Source organism: Phragmitibacter flavus, assembly GCF_005780165.1.
Classification (GTDB): Bacteria; Verrucomicrobiota; Verrucomicrobiia; order Verrucomicrobiales; family Verrucomicrobiaceae; genus Phragmitibacter; species Phragmitibacter flavus.
The window spans coordinates 19594-36305 of sequence record NZ_VAUV01000026.1; the positions used below are offsets into that span (position 1 = coordinate 19594).

The 16712-nt window shown below is 58.1% G+C and carries 12 protein-coding genes; 6 read left to right on the top strand and 6 right to left on the bottom strand.

Going from position 1 to position 16712, the window contains the following annotated elements:
* Window positions 1-124: 124 nt before the first annotated feature.
* The 3 genes from FEM03_RS22960 (at window position 125) to FEM03_RS22970 (ending at window position 3607) form a co-directional block, all read left to right on the top strand.
* Window positions 125-1093, top strand: coding sequence for a permease (locus FEM03_RS22960; protein ID WP_138088662.1), 969 nt, complete (start codon window positions 125-127; stop codon window positions 1091-1093).
* Window positions 1090-2280, top strand: coding sequence for a TIGR03943 family putative permease subunit (locus FEM03_RS22965; RefSeq protein WP_138088663.1), 1191 nt, complete (start codon window positions 1090-1092; stop codon window positions 2278-2280). Before FEM03_RS22960 ends, FEM03_RS22965 begins: the two co-directional genes overlap by 4 nt.
* 91 nt (window positions 2281-2371) lie before the next feature.
* Window positions 2372-3607 (top strand): MFS transporter, encoded by a 1236-nt coding sequence (locus FEM03_RS22970; protein ID WP_138088664.1) that lies wholly within the window; start codon window positions 2372-2374, stop codon window positions 3605-3607.
* A 27-nt stretch (window positions 3608-3634) separates the two neighbouring features.
* Here the strand turns inward: FEM03_RS22970 and FEM03_RS22975 are convergent, their stop codons facing one another.
* The 3 genes from FEM03_RS22975 to FEM03_RS22985 all read right to left on the bottom strand — a co-directional run bounded on the left by FEM03_RS22975 (window position 3635) and on the right by FEM03_RS22985 (window position 7286).
* The gene (locus tag FEM03_RS22975; protein WP_138088665.1) at window positions 3635-4519 is read right to left on the bottom strand and encodes a prolyl oligopeptidase family serine peptidase; all 885 of its coding nucleotides are present in this window, start codon (window positions 4517-4519) and stop codon (window positions 3635-3637) included.
* Window positions 4520-4623: 104 nt separating this feature from the next.
* The gene (glgA, locus tag FEM03_RS22980; RefSeq protein ID WP_138088666.1) at window positions 4624-5829 is read right to left on the bottom strand and encodes a glycogen synthase; all 1206 of its coding nucleotides are present in this window, start codon (window positions 5827-5829) and stop codon (window positions 4624-4626) included.
* 50 nt (window positions 5830-5879) lie between these two features.
* The gene (locus tag FEM03_RS22985; protein WP_138088667.1) at window positions 5880-7286 is read right to left on the bottom strand and encodes an MBL fold metallo-hydrolase RNA specificity domain-containing protein; all 1407 of its coding nucleotides are present in this window, start codon (window positions 7284-7286) and stop codon (window positions 5880-5882) included.
* Window positions 7287-7445: 159 nt separating this feature from the next.
* On the opposite strand from FEM03_RS22985, the gene FEM03_RS22990 reads away from it, so the two are divergent.
* The gene (locus FEM03_RS22990) at window positions 7446-8564 is read left to right on the top strand and encodes a CNNM domain-containing protein (protein WP_138088668.1); all 1119 of its coding nucleotides are present in this window, start codon (window positions 7446-7448) and stop codon (window positions 8562-8564) included.
* A gap of 34 nt (window positions 8565-8598) precedes the next feature.
* On the opposite strand, the gene FEM03_RS22995 is transcribed toward FEM03_RS22990, so the two are convergent.
* Both FEM03_RS22995 and FEM03_RS25750 read right to left on the bottom strand, forming a co-directional pair.
* Window positions 8599-9237, bottom strand: coding sequence for a DUF4893 domain-containing protein (locus FEM03_RS22995; RefSeq protein WP_166443087.1), 639 nt, complete (start codon window positions 9235-9237; stop codon window positions 8599-8601).
* A 46-nt stretch (window positions 9238-9283) separates the two neighbouring features.
* The gene (locus tag FEM03_RS25750; protein ID WP_138088670.1) at window positions 9284-12142 is read right to left on the bottom strand and encodes a vWA domain-containing protein; all 2859 of its coding nucleotides are present in this window, start codon (window positions 12140-12142) and stop codon (window positions 9284-9286) included.
* Between the two features lie 151 nt (window positions 12143-12293).
* On the opposite strand from FEM03_RS25750, the gene FEM03_RS23005 reads away from it, so the two are divergent.
* The gene (locus FEM03_RS23005; protein ID WP_138088671.1) at window positions 12294-13397 is read left to right on the top strand and encodes a DNA alkylation repair protein; all 1104 of its coding nucleotides are present in this window, start codon (window positions 12294-12296) and stop codon (window positions 13395-13397) included.
* A gap of 642 nt (window positions 13398-14039) precedes the next feature.
* Complete coding sequence (locus FEM03_RS23010) at window positions 14040-15305, top strand: putative zinc-binding metallopeptidase (protein WP_138088672.1); 1266 nt, start codon at window positions 14040-14042, stop codon at window positions 15303-15305.
* Window positions 15306-15325: 20 nt separating this feature from the next.
* Here FEM03_RS23010 and FEM03_RS23015 read toward each other — a convergent pair whose 3' ends face one another.
* Complete coding sequence (locus FEM03_RS23015) at window positions 15326-16633, bottom strand: MFS transporter (RefSeq protein ID WP_138088673.1); 1308 nt, start codon at window positions 16631-16633, stop codon at window positions 15326-15328.
* Window positions 16634-16712 lie beyond the last annotated feature (79 nt).

The window sequence follows — 16712 nt, forward strand, 5'->3', positions numbered from 1 at the left end:
AGGTCAATAGGGAGTCCATCGCGGGCGGTTTTTTTGAGTCGATGGACTGCTTTTCTTTTCTTAGGATCGTGTTCGCCGCTTGAATGAGGGCGGACTCTGCGTTTTAGACAGTCTCCCACTTCCGATGATTTTTGCCTCCATTCCCGACCCAAGCCGCAGCGGCGATGTGCTGTTTGCGTTTTTGAGCATTCTTTTTGAGGGGGCACCCTACATTCTGATTGGGACGCTGATTTCAGGGCTGATTGATGCGTTTTTGCCGGCGAAGTTTTTGGAGCGGATGCTGCCGAAAAACCGAGTGGCGGCGACATTTGCGGCAGGTTTTCTGGGGTTGATCTTTCCGGTGTGTGAGTGTGCGGTGGTGCCCGTGGTGAGGAGGCTGGTGCAGAAGGGGCTGCCGCTTTCTTGTGGGCTGGCTTATTTGTTGAGTGCGCCGATCATCAATCCGATTGTGATCATCAGCACGCTGACAGCCTTCAAGGAGTTTGAGGGGGCGGTTGGCGATGCGACGATGACGATCGCGAGGATTTCGCTGGCCTATGTGGTGGCGGTGTCGCTGGGATTGTTCATCATCAGGAAGAAACCGTCGGATATTTTGAGACCGTCGGTGGCGGCGAGTGTGGAGCGGGCGGTGGCGGCAGGCTCGGCGGGTGGGCCGCAGGGGTTTGACGCGAAGCTGACCCATGCAATGCGCACGGCGATGCGGGATTTCCTGGATACGGCAATGTATTTTACGATTGGGGTGTTGTTGACGAGTTTGTTCAACACCCAGGTGCCGCAGTCGAGCATTGAGGCGGTGGCGGGCAATGAGTGGGTGGCGGTGCCTTCGATGATGGGACTGGCCTTTGTGCTGGCGTTGTGCAGCACGTCGGATGCGTTCATTGTGGCACCGATGGGAGTGTTTTCGGAGGCTTCGAAGCTGGCGTTTCTGGTGTTTGGTCCGATGCTGGACATCAAGCTGGTCTTCATGTATGCTTCGGTTTTCCGCCGCCGGTTCGTGCTGACGATGAGCATCGCGGTTTTTGTGTTGATCGGGCTCTTGTGTGAGCCTTGGATTGACTGGGTTTCACTTCTTAAAAATACGCCGATACCATGATTAAAGCCCGTAATGCCATTCATGTGATCAGTGTCTTCCTGCTGATATTGTGGGGGGCGGTGATGTTGTATTTTTATGCCACGGGGCGGATCAACCAATACCTGCCGGGCGATGGGATTTTCCGACCGCTGGTGTTGTGGTCGGGGATCGGGATGGTGGGATTGGGATTGTTCAACTTGCTCACGATGGGGGCAAAGGAGGCGGATTGCGGGCATGACCACGATCATGACAATGCGGATGGATGTTGTGGGCATGATCATAAACATGACCATGGCCACACTCACGGGCACGCGCATGATCACGACCACAAACCTGGTGACTGTGGGCACGATCATCAACATGGTGAAACTTGTGGCGGGCATGATCATGATCACCACCATCATCATGACGATGGACACGAGCATGAGCATGAACATGGACACGATCATGCACACGGGATCTTGAATGAGAGTGGCATGGCGGGCAGGGTGTTTGCGATTTTTATGCTCGCGGTGCCGATGACTTATGCGGCGATCAAGACGCCGGACCGGTTCAGTGCTCACGCAGTGATGAACAAGGGAGTTTATGAGCAGAATTATGGCAGCACGACTCGGGCGGATCAGTTTTCGCTGAAAAAGGGGGTTGCCGGTAATCCAGGCGCTTCCCAAGACATGGGTGCGCCTAACATGACGCGGGCGGTGTCGAGTTCCGATGATCCGCAGGGGGGCACGCTGGTGCCGGTGCCGGATGCGGACAAGATTCCCAGTGCGTCGGGTCAGCAGCCGAAGGATTTTGGTGACTTTACCTTGAAGGATTTGGAGGCGCAGATTCCGAAGAGTGCGAATGGGAATTTTGTGCTGGAGGTGCCGGAGATCTATTACACGGCCGGGGACAAGCAGGTGCAGGAGGTGTTGACCGGGCAGCCGGTGGAGACGGTGGCGCAGATTTTGCCGGAGAAGGGGGAGTTCAATCCGGATGGAAAGCGCGCGAGGATTTTCCGCATGATGGTGCAGTGTTGCGCGGCGGATGCGCGGCCTTATTCGATCCCGGTGGAGTTTGCGGACAAGCCGCCAACCTTCAAAGACATGAGCTGGGTGAAGATCACCGGCAAGATGGGGTATGAGTCGCAAAACGGACAGATTGTGCCGATCATCAAGGCGGAGACCATGAGCGAAGCGGCGGAGCCGGACGACCAGATGGTGTATTAGAAGAAAGGATAAAGGATAAGGGATAAAGGATAAGGGAATTGTTTTGCTTGATAGTGGATTTGGTCACGTCGAAGGGGTGCGGAAGTAAAAAATGAGTGCTGGGTCGAACAAGGGGCACGCGAGTTTGTGTGTGTTGTTTTTTTTCCAGGCCCATGCATTGGGCATGTGGGGTGTGAACCTGAGCAATGTGCTGAAGGTTTATGGATATGAGGGATTGATTCCGTATGTGTTTGCCTGCAACTCGATCGCGGCGTTGTTGTCGCCCCTGGCGGTGGGGGCGCTGGCGGATGAGCGGGTGGTTCCAGAGCGGGTGTTAAGATGGTTGGGAGTGGGGGCGGCGGTTTTTCTGGCGCTGTTTTTCTTCGGGGTGCAGCAGCGCTGGCACTGGGGGGTGGTGCTGGGGCTTGCGCAGGTGCATGCGCTGTGGTCGGTGCCGACGTTCGGGCTGACGACGAGTCTGGTGTTGTCGAGGTTGAGTGCGCCGCAGTTGCAGTTTGGCAACATCCGATTGTGGGCGACGCTGGGATGGATGGCGGCGGGATTGATGGTCAGCGTGGTTTTGCAGGCGGACCGGTCGGTGGTGTCGGGTTATGCAGCGGCGGTGGCGTGGCTGGTGACGGTCGGATTTACTTACATGATCCCTCCTTCGGTGGCGTGGGTGGTGGATCTGAATCAGCGGAGGTCGGTGAGGGAAATTTTGGGACTGGATGCGCTGCATTTGTTGAAGCATGCGGATCACAAGGTGGTGTTTTTGTCGGCGGGTTTGTTCAACATGTGCCTCGCGGCGTTTTATCCATTTACAGTTCTGCATTTGGATGATTTGGGCGTGAAGGGCACGACAGGGGTGATGAGCATTGGCCAGATCACGGAGATCATTTCGATGGTGGGGCTGGCCTCAATTTTGGGTCGGTTCCGATTGAAGTGGGTGTTCCTGGCGGGAATGGGGTTTGGGGTATTGAGGTATGGGCTGTTTGTGCTGGACACCAAGGCGGCAGTGATCACGGGAATCTTTTTGCATGGGTTTTGTTTCACGCTGTTTTTCATCACGGCGCAGATTTATCTGGAGCAACGCATTCCGCTGAACATGAGGGCGCGGGCGCAGGCATTGCTGACACTGGTGATCAATGGTTTTGGAAACCTGGCGGGGGCATTGGGGTGCGGATGGTGGCGCCAGTGGTGTCAGACGGAGGGGAAGACGGACTGGCCGGCATTTTGGACCGGGATGATGGTGCTGACCTTGGGGGTGAGCGTATTTTTCGCGGTGGCTTACAAGGGAGTGGACCGCGCGGACGAGTTGAAGCGAGATGGAGTGCCCGGGCCGGGGTAGGATCGGGCAGTCACCGTAACGGGATCTCTATTTGGATTTGCCGAGGTGTTTGACGAACCAGTTGACGGTGGCGGTGGCGACGGCGTTGGCGTCTTGGGCCGCGACGGAGTGGGTGGAGTTTTTGAGAACGACAATATCTCCGGGGGCCCTTCTCTCGCGCATGGTGGCGATCATGTGGAGGGCATGATTGACGGAGATGAGGTCGTCCTTTTGACCGTGGAGAAGGAGAATTTGGGCATCGCTGGGATCAACGTGAACGATGGGGGAGCAGTCGGATTCGAGCGCGGCGTCGAAGGAGAGCGGGGCTTTCAGGATGGCGATTTTGGTGATCGCTTCGGGGGGTTTGGTGGTCCAGCCGCGCAGGTCGGTGGGGGCGTTGATGGAGACAACGGCGGCGATGCGGTTGCTGTGGCGCTCGATGGGATCGGAGGCATTGGGATTGCCCTTGTCGGCAGTGGTGGCAAGCATGAGGCTGAGATGACCTCCGGCACTGCCGCCGACGGCTCCGAGCCGGTTGGGATCGATGTTCCACCGGGAAGCATTGGCGTGAATGTAGCGGGCAGCGCGCCGGACGTCGGCGATGGCATCGGGCACCTTGGACTGGGGTGGGTTGGCGTGCCAGATGAGGAAGACGGTGAAGCCGCGGTTGAGGAGGGAGAGGCTGTTGGGGACGAAGATGGCGGGGTCGCGTCGGGCGGAATACCAGCCAGCGCTTTGAATGGCGAGGATGCCGGCACCGTTGGGGCGGCTGGGTTTAAGGACATCGAGGATGAGTGGCGTGCCGCCCTTGAAGCCGTAGGTGACGTCACGCTCGATGGTGGGCGGGCTGGCGGCGGTGGGCGCGCACATGGGGGGGGCGAGCAGAAGGAGCAGACCGAAGGCGAAGAAGCGGGTCGGAGGAGAAGTCAACATGGATGGGCGGTGTCGGATGCTGGTTTCGTCGTGGCAACCGGACCCATGAGCCTTTGGCTGGGAGTTTTGAGCCTAAAGTTGATTAGGCAAAGTAATCAGAATTCCTATTTGATCAAGGTCTGGTAAAGCTCGTGGGTTTTTTCGGCGATGGCGCTCCATGAGAAATGGTCAACGGCGCGTCTGCGTCCGGCGGCGGCCATGCGATCGCGCAGCGGTTTGTCGGCCATGAGGCGGTTGATGGCTTCGGCGAGGTCGTGGCTATATTGGGCGGGGTGTTCGGCTTCGTAAGGGCTTTCGTTTTGCTGGAGAAGCGGGACGAGGATGCCGGTTTCGCCGGGAAGAACGACTTCCTTGATGCCGCCGACGGCGCTGGCGACCACGGCGGTTTCGCAGGCCATGGCTTCGAGGTTGATGATGCCGAAGGGTTCGTAGATGGAGGGGCAGCAGAAGACGTCGGCGTGGGAGTAGAGGACGATTTTTTCCTCCACGGGGAGCATGGCCTGGATCCAGATGATGCCATCGCGGAGGGCCTGGGCATCGGAGACGGCGTTGCGCATTTCGGCGGCGATTTCAGGGGTATCGGGTGCACCGGCGCAAAGGACAACCTGGAAGTCGGGGTCCATGTGTTTGATGGCGCGGACAAGATGGATGATGCCTTTTTGACGGGTGATGCGACCAACGAACAGGACGAAGGGTTTGTTGGGGTCAACGCCGTGTTTGCTGAGGACTTCGGGGTTGTGGGTTTTGTGGTATTCGTCGGGGTCGATGCCGTTGTGGATGATGTGGATTTTTTTCGGGTCGGCGTTGAAAAAGCGCAGGATGTCGACCTTGGTTTCCTGGGAAACGGCGACGATGGCGTCGGCCATTTCGATGGCGGTGCGTTCGACCCAGACGCTGAAGTCATACCCGCCGCCGAGTTGTTCGCGTTTCCAGGGGCGGAGGGGTTCGAGGGAGTGGGTGGTGAGGACGAGGGGGATGCCGTAGTTGAGCTTGGCCATGATGCCGCCGAGGTGACTATACCAGGTGTGGACGTGGACGAGGTCGGCGTCGATGGCGGTGGTGTTCCAGCTGAGGCCACGTTGGACGGCACCGAAGACGCTGGTGAGGTTTTTTGGGGCGGTCCAGAGGCCGGTGTCGAGTCCGTAGCCGGTGACTTTGAGGTTGGGGCTGGGTTGTTCGTTTTGGTCACCAAAAGCGCGGACTTCGACGTCGCAGAATTTGGCGAGTTCGCGGGTGAGATATTGGACGTGGATGCCGGCACCTCCGTAGATGTAGGGAGGGTATTCGTTGGTGAGGAAAAGGGACTTCATATCGAGAAAGGATAAAGGATAAAGGCTAAAGGCTAATGAGTGCCTAGGGCTTAGAGGTTTGTGCTTTGGCCGCGGGTGGCGATGCTGACTTGGCCTTGGGGATGCTGTTGTGCAAGGGCGGTTTGCAGAGATTGGGCGCGCTCGGGTTCGCCGTGGACGAGCCAGGTGGTGGCTTTGGTGCCGGTGACGTTGTGGTGCCAGAGCAGTAGTTCGTCGTGGTCGGCGTGGCCGGAGTAGGAATCGAGGATTTCGATGTGGGCATGAACGGAGAATTCGTCGCCGAGGATACGGACGGTTTTATGTCCGTTTCGAAGTTTCCAACCGAGGGTGTTTTCGGCGCAGTAGCCAACGAAGAGGAGGGTGGTGTCGGGGTTGCTGATGTGGTTGCGGAGGTGATGGAGGATGCGACCGCTTTCACACATGCCGGAGGCGGCGATGAAGATGGCGGGTTCCTGGATGCGGTTGAGGGCTTTGGATTCGGAGGCTTCGCGCACGAAGTGGAGTCCGTCGAATCCAAAGGGGTTACGTTTTTGGAAGAGGAAGTCGTAGACCTCCTGGTTGAAACATTCGGGGTGGAGTCGGAAGATCTCGGTGGCACTGACGGCGAGGGGGCTGTCGACGTAGATGGGGATTTTTGGGAAGCAGTTCTGGTCGCGTAGTTTGTTGAGGGCGAAGAGGAGCTGCTGAGTGCGTTCGACGGCGAAGGAGGGGATGAGGAGTTTGCCGTTGCGACGGCGGGTTTCGTTGATGATGCGGCAGATGTGTTCGTCGGAGGCCATGTCGAGTTCGTGCTGGCGTCCGCCGTAGGTGGATTCCATGATGATGTGATCGACGCTTTCGCAGGGGGCGGGGGGATTGAGGAGGTCGCTTTTGGGACGACCGATGTCGCCCGAGAAGAGTAGCCGGGTCTTTTTGCCGGTGCTGTGTTCGGTGAGGTCGAGGATGACTTGGGCGGAGCCGAGGATGTGGCCGGCGTCGATAAGGGTGAGCTTGATGCCGTCGCCGATGGGCATGGGGCGGTTGTAGCCGAAGGTGACGAACTGGCGCAGGCATTGTTCGGCGTCGATCCGGGTGTAGAGGGGTTCGAGGAGTGGGGCGTCGGAGTTGCGTTTGCGGGATTTGCGGTTGAGGAATTCGATGTCGTTTTCCTGGATGTGGGCGGAGTCGGGCAGCATGATGCTGCAGAGGTCGCGGGTGGCGTCGGTGGTGTAGATGTTGCCGCGGAAGCCTTGTTTGGTGAGGTTGGGAAGGTTGCCGCTGTGGTCGATGTGTGCGTGGGAGAGGACGACGGCGTCGAGGGTGGCGGGATCAAAGGGGAAATGGCGGTTGCGCTGGAAGGATTCGTCGCGGCGGCCCTGGTAGAGGCCGCAGTCGAGGAGGATGCGCTGGCCGTTGATTTCGAGGAGGTGCTGGGAGCCGGTGGTGGTGCCTGCGGCGCCGTGGAAGGTGAGGGTCATGCTTGGGGGAAATGTTCAGCAGGAAGAGGAGGGGATGCCAAGCATTAAATGGACGAAATGGGGGGAGAATTTGCGCTTTTGAGGGGATGAGCTAAGGTGGGCGGTCAGTTTGGTCACGGCAGTGTTTTGCCTGGCGTGACGGGCTGCATTCTCCATTCCATGACGCTGTTATTCACTTATATACTGGTTGCACTTTTCATGTCATTTGTGTGTTCGCTGTTGGAAGCGACCTTGTTAACGTTGACGCCATCGACCATTGAGTCGGCCAAGGAGCGGGGGGCAAAATGGGCAAAGGGGATGGAAGCGTTGAAGATGGACATTGAGCGTCCGCTTTCGGCGATTTTGACCTTAAACACCATCGCTCACACGATGGGTGCGGCGGGTGCGGGCGCGGAGTATGCACGCTTGTTTGGGAATACGGGGGAGGCGATATTTGCGGCGGTTTTGACGTTGGCGATCCTGGTGTTTACAGAGATCATTCCGAAGACTTTGGGGGCGCGTCATGCGCAGGGGCTGGCAGGTTTCGCGGCTTGGATTTTACCTTGGATGATTTTCCTTCTGGCGCCGCTGGTTTGGGGGTCGAAGATGTTGACGAAGTTGATCACGTCGAAGGATGCGGAGTTCAAGTCGATGCATCGTGAGGAGTTGCTCGCGATGGCGCGGATGGGCGAGGAGGCGGGGGTGCTGCATGAGCAGGAGAGTGAGATGGTGAAGAATTTGATCCAGCTGCATCGGATGCGGACCTGGGACATCATGACGCCGCGGCCGGTGATTTTTGCACTGTCGGAGGACACGCTGTTGTCGGAATTTGTGCAGGAGATTGAGGACAAGCCGTTTTCTCGGGTGCCGGTGTATGGGGAGAACCGGGATGATGTGAAGGGTTTTGTGATTCGCGGAGAGGCGTTGCTGGCGCATCTGAGGCATCAGAATGAGCCGTTGACGTTGTCCAAGGTGCTGAGGCCAATTGCGGTGACGCAGGAAGACATGCCGGTGGATGTGCTGTTTCAACGGTTCATCACGGAACGGCATCATATCATGCTGGTGACGGATGAGTTTGGCGGCACAGTGGGTCTGGTGACACTGGAGGATGTGCTGGAGACGATCTTCGGAGTGGAGATCGTGGATGAGAAGGACAAGGTGGAAGACTTGCAGGCGCTGGCGCGGCAGCTTTGGCGGGATCGCGCGGAGCGGATGGGGATCACGCTGCCGGAGACGGATGAAGAAACGAAGGCGGCAGAGGAGGCGCTGCTAGCGGGTGAACGTGAGGCGAAGAGTTAAGCAGCGCGGTTCGGGTTCACTTATTCTGGTCGACTCACTTTTTTAGCTCGTTGATTTCAAGTCGGCCCTGGTCGGGCGAGAAAACCATGAGGAGGTGGTTTTTGCCGATCAAATAGAGATGACCGATGGTGTCGCGTTGAAGATCTTCTTCGGTGGGGGCGTCGAGATGGGCGCTGTAACTGCGCACCTTGTTTTCATAACCGTAGTAGGCGGCACCGACAAACAGGTAGTGAGTGTTGTTGTCGCGAGCAAGGATGCCGTGCTTGCGTTGCGAGCCGGTGGGTTTGTGGAAGACGAGGGCCCTGGCTTCAGCGGTGATGGTGCATTTGAAGAAGGGGTAGGCGTAAGCTCCGAGTCCACCGGCCTGAAGGCTGCGGACGCGCCAGTTGCCAATGAGAGCTTTTGATTCGGGGGCTGGCTGCCGTGGCTGGTCGAGGAGTTTGCGGATGGCGGCGATGGTTTCGATACTTTCCTGGTCGATGTCTTTGGCTTCGAGGGTTTGGAGGATTTTTTGAGCTTTGGCTTCCCAGTCGTCCATGACGTTTTGATGCTGAGGTCGCAAGGTGTTTTTCAGGGCCTCAATGGGGCTGTCGGACGCAGACAGCGGCTGGGTGGCGAGGAGCAGGATGGAGAAAAAGATGCAGAGCAGGTGGTGGTGGCGGGGAAGGATCATGCCGGTGTTTGTTGGAGGATGGACCGGTGTGACGCATTCCATGGCCTCAGGGCACGCCCAGGGCTTTGGCGACGACATCGTTGCCGCTGGCACGTTGGATGTCGAAGGTGCCTTTGATGGGGACGGGCGTAGGAAGGGGGTTGCCTTTCATGTCGGTGGTGAGGGTGCCGCTGAACGTTCCTTTGAAGGCCAGGGTGCCGTCAGGGTTTTTGGTGGTGGATTCGTGGTGCAGTTCGAAGTCGGTGGTTTGCTGGTTCTCGGTGGTTTTTGATCCTGGCGGGTTGTAGCTGAGGGTGCGCATGGCGGGTTTAAGTTCGAGGGTTTTGGGGTCGAGGGCAAAGTTGAGTTCGAGGCTGGTGCGGTCTTTACCCATCATTTTGGGGCCGTGGGGTCCGATGTTGCCATAGGCGTCGAGGGTGACGTAGATGGACCCGGCGAGGAGGCGGAGGACGGCGGTGTGAATGACTTTTCCGGCCATGGAGTCGAGGAATTTTTGGACCTCGGGGTTTTCATGCTTGGGGCCCTGTTGGGCAGGCATGGTTTTGGAGGTGGTCATGAATTCGTGGGTCTGGCCGCTGATTTCGGCATTGATGAGGCCGGTGCCGAGGAGGTTGCCAGGGAACTGGGTAAGTTGGGTTTGAGGAGCCGCTGGGGCGGGAACGTCGGCGTCAGAGTCGCTGGAGAGGTCGGCGGGGACGACCTGAAAAGCGGCGGCTTTGAGGGTTTGGCCGGTGCTGTTGTTGATGCGGATTTCGTAGTAGCCGGGTTTTTCGGGATGGGGGAGGGCGTGGTCGGTGGCTCCGGCGAGTTCAACGATGTCGGTTTCGAAGAGGGCGGGGGCGCTGCGGTCGTCGTCGGAGTGGATGGCGATGGTGCCGGTGAAGCCGTCGGGGATTTTGAGTTCGATGGGGAAGAAGCCGCCGGGGGTGTGGGCCATTTTTCCTTGCACGTCGAGGGTGAACTGGGTGCCGTCGAATTGGGGTGCGAGTTCGAAGGTCTGGGTGGGTTCGTCGGGGAGGATGTCGGCAACGATTTGGAATTTGGTGTTGGTATCGGTGGTTTTGGCGGTGATGCGCCAGAGGCCGGGGACGAGGCTGAGGGTGCGGTCACCGCCGGTGGTGTTGCCGCCGCCGCCCATGCGCCCGTCGCGGGAGAGAGTTTTGCCGTCGGCTTCAAGGGGATTGATGTTCCAGGTGACGCGGGTGGTGGCGTCGACACCGGGGAGGATGAGACGGATGTCGGCTTTGGCTTTGGCTTTGGGGTCGGGCCTGGCAGGGGGCGAGGTGGTGGGGGTTGAGGTGGTAGCTGATGAAGGAGTGGTTTCGGATGGTTCGGGGCTTACCACATTGACGATGGCGGTGACTTCAGGGGCGTTGTTTTTGTCGGCGGTTCTGGCGGTGAGAACGAGTTCGTATTGACCAGGTTTTTCGGGGGCGTCGATGAGGCCTTCGTTTCTCTGGAGGAAGGTGCTATACCAGAAGTCGGCGATTTGGCGGCCGCGGGTGCCGTCGGCTTTGAGGGGGAAGAGGCGGAGGCGGTCGTATTCGCCGCGGCCGCTGGTGATTTTGGGTTCGAAGACGGAGCCTGCGACGATGCGGTTGGGAACTTCCAGGTTGAGTTCGGGAATGGCGACGAGTTGAATGGGGGCTTCTGCGAGGACGACGTGTTTGGTTTCGGTGGTGCGGATGAAGGCGATTTTATAGATGCCGGGTTGTTTGGGCATGGAGAGTGCGGCGTGGTATTCGCCTGGGAGGATTTTTTTGGCGCCGGGGAAGACGTGGCGGTTTTGGCCGCTGGCGATGATGCGGGTGAGGGGGTCATCGGTGGGGAAGATGCCGAGTCTGAAGCTGGAGTGGGGGCGGCCGGGGGGCGGGGTTTTGATACGGAAGGAGAGATAGGCGTTGACGCCGGCGGTGAGGGGGGCGGTGGGGGGAAATTCGACTTCCATTTGGGGGGCGGTGAAGTCGAGGGAGGGGCGGGTGGGGCCGGAGACTTTGACGGTGCCTTCGCCGCGTCCCTCGGGGCCTTGGGCGATGATGGTCCAGGTGCCGGCGGGGAGTTGGGTTTTGAGTTCGTGACCGAGGGCGGTGGCGAGCTCACGGGTTTTGCCGGAGCTGTCGGTGGCGGTCCATTTCATGGAGCCGGTGGGGAGGCCGAGGCCGACGGATTTGAGGAAGAGGGCGGTTTCGAAGGTTTTTTCTTCGACGGGTTCGGGGGCCGGGGCGGCGGTGGGTTCGGGAGTGGCGGTGACGGATTGTTGGAGGGCGTCGAGGAGTTCGCTGCCGTTGCTGGGGTTAAAGAGTTTGCCGCCGGTGAGTTCGGTGATGCAGGCAAGGGTATTGGCTTCTGCTTCCGTGAGGCCGAATCCGACGACGTGGGCACGGATTTTGATGCCGGTGGCGATGAGGTCGGCAGCGACCTGGCAGGGATCGCCGTCGCAGGTTTCAAGGCCATCGGTAATGAGCAGGATGTTGGCGCTTTCGGCGGTGTTGGGGATGAGTTCGGCGGCGCGGCGCAGGGATTCGGCGAGAGGGGTTTTGCCCTTGGGGATGAGGGCGTTGATCTGGCTGGTGACGGCGGCGGGGTTGATGATGCCGGGGGGAACGATGACTTCGATGTCGTTGCAGTCGCCGCGTTTGCGATGGCCGTAGGCGATGACGCCGAGGGGCTGGGCGGTGTCGTAGCCGGAAAGGAACTGCCCCATGATTCTACGGGCGATTTCGATGCGGGTGGAGGATTCCATTTTGTTCCACATGCTGCCGCTGGCATCGAAGACGATGATGTTGGCGGTGGCTGCGGCAGTGGCGGGTGGTGCGTCTTGCGCCTGTGACTGTGCTTGGGCCGCGGTGGTGGAGGTGAGCCAGAGGGTGAATGCAAGCGTGGTGAGTCGTAGTCGTGTGATCATGGCAAGTATTGACTTAAGGACATGAGGGTATGTGTAAAGAGTTTTTGGTTGTGACGGATTTGCGGTTTAACCTTCGTGTGGAAAAATGTTTAGGTTGAATTGAAGCGTGATTTGAAGTTGCAGAGAACGGGCGGTGGATGGATGGGAAGGAATGGATGATGAGTCGGCCCCGGCATTGAAAAATTGGTTTGATGAAGCGCGGTTCAGGAGCGTGGCAGGGGAGTTGGCGAAGGTTCATACCGGGTTTGATCGGAAGAGGTTTTTGAAGGTGGCGTTGGCGGGATTGGAGGAATTGAGTTTGATGCAAAGATTGCGGCGGATGACTTTTGCGGCGCATGAGGGGATGGAGTTGGAGTTTTTGGAGGCGGTGGAGGTGTTGAAGGAACTGGCACCGAAAATTGACCACTCGTTTGTGACCTTGTTTTTGCCGGATTATGTGGCGTCTTACGGGCAGGAGAATTTTGATGAGTCGATGGAGGCGTTGAAGTTTTTTACGCCTTTTGGATCTTCGGAGTTTGCAGTGCGGGAGTTTCTAAAAATGGATTTGAAGCGTGGATTGAGGTTCATGCGGACATGGTCGAAGGATGAGGATGAGCACGTGCGAAGGCTTTCGTGCGAGGGTTGCCGACCGAGGTTGCCGTGGTCGTTCCGGCTTGAGGTGTTGGTGCGCGATCCGGAGCCGGTGATGCCGATTTTGGACCGGTTGAAGGCGGACAGGAGCTTGTATGTTCGCAAGTCGGTGGCGAATCATTTGAATGACATCACCAAGGATCATCCGACGCGGGTGATCGAGATTTTGCGAGGATGGGATTGGTCGAACGCGCATTCGGCTTGGATCGCGAAACGGGCATTGCGGACCTTGATCAAGGCCGGGGACAGGGAGGCGCTGGCGCTGATGGGGGCTGGGGAGATGGCGAAGGTGAAGGTGGGTGCGTTTCGTGTTGAGCCGCGGCAGATCAAGCTGGGCGAGGCGGTGGCGATGGAGGCCAAGATTCAGTCAACATCAGAGCAGACGCAGAAGCTGGTGATCGATTATGCGGTGCATTATGTGAAGAAATCCGGCGGAACTTCGGCGAAGGTGTTCAAGTGGAAGGAGCTGATGTTGGGTGCGGGGGAGGTGCTCGTTTTGAGGAAAAATCAGCGGATTCAAAACTTCACCACGCGTGTGCATCACGCTGGGTGGCATGGGGTGGAATTGTTGATCAATGGGGAGAAGTTGGCGGCGGATGGTTTCACGCTGAACGTGGAAGGATGATGCCGATCTGGAAAAGCTAGCTGGCGATCGCCCATCGAATCATCGACCCTGCCAATTTGCTCCAGCCGGTCGATTCGAATGGCGTGCGGACGATCAAACCTATTTTGAGATTGAAGAGTTTTTACGATGGTTTGGCATGGTCTCTGGAGCCTGAAAAAATCAACACAGGGCAGTTTGCAATGAAGAGTTGGCAGATTCGTGCAAAATGCAACAATTGAAGCGACCTGGTTCTGCGGCATTAATGATGTATTGCTCCCAATGTGTTGATGGCCAACGCTTTGTATTCTGGGAGATGGCCCCGGCACGCCTTGTGCATAAGATGAGGTCACTGAAGTAACATTATCCATTCGGTTTGTTTAAGTCCATTTGCCGGACCCAGCCGCCGAACTCGATATCATTCTAAAATTACCCTACCCCAAAACCAGAAAGCCTGAGATCTTGCATGCACGCGGTGTGGATCTCGGGCTTGCTCTTTGTGGGAACTACAGCAGCGGTGAATCTGTGATGGATGGGTAAGGGCTTTGCCTGATTGCACGACTGGGAGGATTGCAGTAAGCAAAGCCTGCCTGTTTGCAGTATCGACCAATCATGCGGGCCAAATTTTTTCCAACAACCGGTGAGCGACTTCCTTGAATTGCCATTATGAATCATTTTTTCTGTTCCTGCGGGAACGAGCTCTATTTTGAAAACTCCAAGTGCTTGTGCTGTCAGTCCGAAGTCGGTTTCTATGCAGAAACCCGCAGCATGCATGTGGTGGGTGGTGAGACGGGAATGCGGCGCTGTGCGAACGGGTCGGAATTTGGGGTCTGCAATTGGGTGATCGCCAAGGACAATCCCTACATTTATTGCACGGCTTGCCGGCTGAATCTGGTGGTGCCGGATTTGTCCCGTCCGGGCAATCTGGAGTTGTGGGGCAAGATGGAAGTCGCCAAACGGCGGGCGCTCCACACGGTGCTGACCTATGGACTGCCGGTGCTACAGGAGGAGGGGGATGTTTGTCCGCCGCTGTTGTTGCAATTTTTGCTGCCTGATCCGGGATGCCAGGTAATGACGGGTCATGATGACGGGTTGATCACCCTGAATTTGCTGGAGGCGGATGACGCGATTCGGGAGCACAATCGCAAAAGCCTGAATGAGCCTTACCGGACACTGCTGGGGCATTTCCGGCATGAGTTGGGTCATTATTATTGGAGTCGTTGGTTCGAGCATGATCCGGCTGCAGGAGAGGTGTTGCCGGCGTTCCGGGAGTTGTTCGGTGATGAACGGGCGGACTATGGCAGGGCGTTGCAGTCGTATTATGCCAATGGTCCGGAACCTGACTGGCAGTTGTCGCGGATCAGTGCCTATTCAACCATGCATCCTTGGGAGGACTGGGCGGAGACCTGGGCGCATTACTTGTATATCATGGATGCGTTGGAGACGATAAAGAGTTTCGGTTTGCAGATGCGCAAGGGTCGCGCCGATCAGAGCATTTTTTCGAAGGAGAAGGCGCTGCTTCCGGCTCCTTTTGAGAAGAAGGCTCCCGATGAAATGCTGGTGGCGTTGCATCGATGGGCGAACATGTCGCCCGCGATCAATGAGCTCGCGCTCAGCTTGGGCCATGACCACCTGGCACCGTTCGTTCTTTCAGCTCCGGTGGTGAAGAAGCTGCATTTCATTCATTGCATGATTGAGCGTCAGCAGGCGAAAACGAGTGAGGCCAAAGCGAAGGCAAAGGTATCTTCGACTCCCTCTGGTGCCGGTAGCGGGCAGCCACCGGTGAAACCAGCGCAACGGGGAACGGTGTCGAATCCGGGAGGGACCATGTCGCCTTCAGGTCTTGCACCTGCACCCGCGACTTCAACTGCGCCGGTGCCGATGCCTGCGCCTGCGCAGACACCCATGCAGCCGCAAACGGCTTCACGATGACAAGGTAAGTGAGTCGGCTGCTAGCTTTGGCGACGTAGGGCGTTGAGCGCTGGTTTCGCGAGGACCAGCGCCGCCACGGAGGCGAAGAACCATGGCATCCACCGAAGAGCGGTGATAAACAGGGTGTCATCGGCGGCGCTGGCATCGGCTGCTCGCAGGGATCGCAGCAGCGCAGCGAAGAGAAGTCCCACCAGCCCGTAGGCGAGATTGATGCTGAGTCCTCGAAAGCTCAGGATGGTGGCGCGTCGGGCGGGTTCGGCGATTTGGTTGAGGTAGTAGGAGGTGGCGAATCCCATCACGGACATGGCAAGGCCGAGCAGCATGGGGAACAACAATCCAGCGTAGGGCCAGACGAGGCCGAGCCCGATGAGGCCAAGCAGGGTGGCGGTGGAGATGACGGCAAACGTGAATGCTGGACTGTCGCGTGCGATGAGTTTGCGTGCGATGGGAGGGGCGGCATAGCCAAGCAGGGCAAAGGTGGAGCCGATGATGCCGAAGGCGGCCTCGGGGATTTGAATGAGGCGATAATATTGGGCACCGATCGTCAGGAACATGCGGATGACGCTGTCGTTGCAAATGGTGGCGAGGATGACGAACAGGGCGACCGGGGTGGCAAGAATCCAGCGTCCGGCGGCAACGACCTCAGCAAAGGCAGCACCGGCGGAAACGTTTTTGGTGGTGTCGAGATCGGGTTCGTGGAGACGCACCGCGGCGATCACGGCGACCACGGAACTCATGAGGGTCAAATAAACGGGAAGGCGGACGGTGTCGGCGGCGGTGAGGCTGGAGGGGATGCCGAAGATTGAGAGGGCGCGATTGACCAGATTGGGATCATACATGGCGGCACCGAGAATCATGGCAAAGAAGAATCCTCCGGACTGCCAACGAGCCAGACGGCTCAGCACATCGGGCCATTCCTTTTCGCGGCCACTTTGTTTAAGCGAGTCATAGACCAGGGCTTCATCGGCTCCAGATGCTGCGGCTTCGGCGGCTCCGCTGACGATCCGGTTGAGAAAGAAGAGCCAGAACATGAGGCTCAAGTTGCTGGCCGGGGTGAAGGCGAAGATGAGCATTTCTATCACCATCAAAAAGGAGGCAAACACCACCAATCTTCGGCGTCCCACGAGGTCGGCCATGGCTCCAGAAGGCACTTCGAGCAGGACGATGGCGGCGGCCCAGGCAACGTTGAGCAGCGCGTATTGTTCCAAAGACAGTCCGAGGTCCAGGAACAGGATCGCCATCACCGGGTAGTAGAAGCGAGCGTTGAACACCACGCGAAACACGATAAACCAACGAACATTGCGGTCGGCCGCAGCGGAGAGATCCATGGATGAGTTTACGCGTGCGGGTGGTGTAGGCGCGGAGGAAAAAAGTGGAAGGTCCGTCCCGTGCCTTTCCCTTCAGCAA

Coding starts and splice junctions, on each gene's coding strand:
- FEM03_RS22960 (WP_138088662.1), top strand. CDS start 125: ATGATTTTTGCCTCCATTCCCGACCCAAGCCGCAGCGGCGATGTGCTG.
- FEM03_RS22965 (WP_138088663.1), top strand. CDS start 1,090: ATGATTAAAGCCCGTAATGCCATTCATGTGATCAGTGTCTTCCTGCTG.
- FEM03_RS22970 (WP_138088664.1), top strand. CDS start 2,372: ATGAGTGCTGGGTCGAACAAGGGGCACGCGAGTTTGTGTGTGTTGTTT.
- FEM03_RS22975 (WP_138088665.1), bottom strand. CDS start 4,519: ATGTTGACTTCTCCTCCGACCCGCTTCTTCGCCTTCGGTCTGCTCCTT.
- glgA (WP_138088666.1), bottom strand. CDS start 5,829: ATGAAGTCCCTTTTCCTCACCAACGAATACCCTCCCTACATCTACGGA.
- FEM03_RS22985 (WP_138088667.1), bottom strand. CDS start 7,286: ATGACCCTCACCTTCCACGGCGCCGCAGGCACCACCACCGGCTCCCAG.
- FEM03_RS22990 (WP_138088668.1), top strand. CDS start 7,446: ATGACGCTGTTATTCACTTATATACTGGTTGCACTTTTCATGTCATTT.
- FEM03_RS22995 (WP_166443087.1), bottom strand. CDS start 9,237: ATGATCCTTCCCCGCCACCACCACCTGCTCTGCATCTTTTTCTCCATC.
- FEM03_RS25750 (WP_138088670.1), bottom strand. CDS start 12,142: ATGATCACACGACTACGACTCACCACGCTTGCATTCACCCTCTGGCTC.
- FEM03_RS23005 (WP_138088671.1), top strand. CDS start 12,294: ATGGATGATGAGTCGGCCCCGGCATTGAAAAATTGGTTTGATGAAGCG.
- FEM03_RS23010 (WP_138088672.1), top strand. CDS start 14,040: ATGAATCATTTTTTCTGTTCCTGCGGGAACGAGCTCTATTTTGAAAAC.
- FEM03_RS23015 (WP_138088673.1), bottom strand. CDS start 16,633: ATGGATCTCTCCGCTGCGGCCGACCGCAATGTTCGTTGGTTTATCGTG.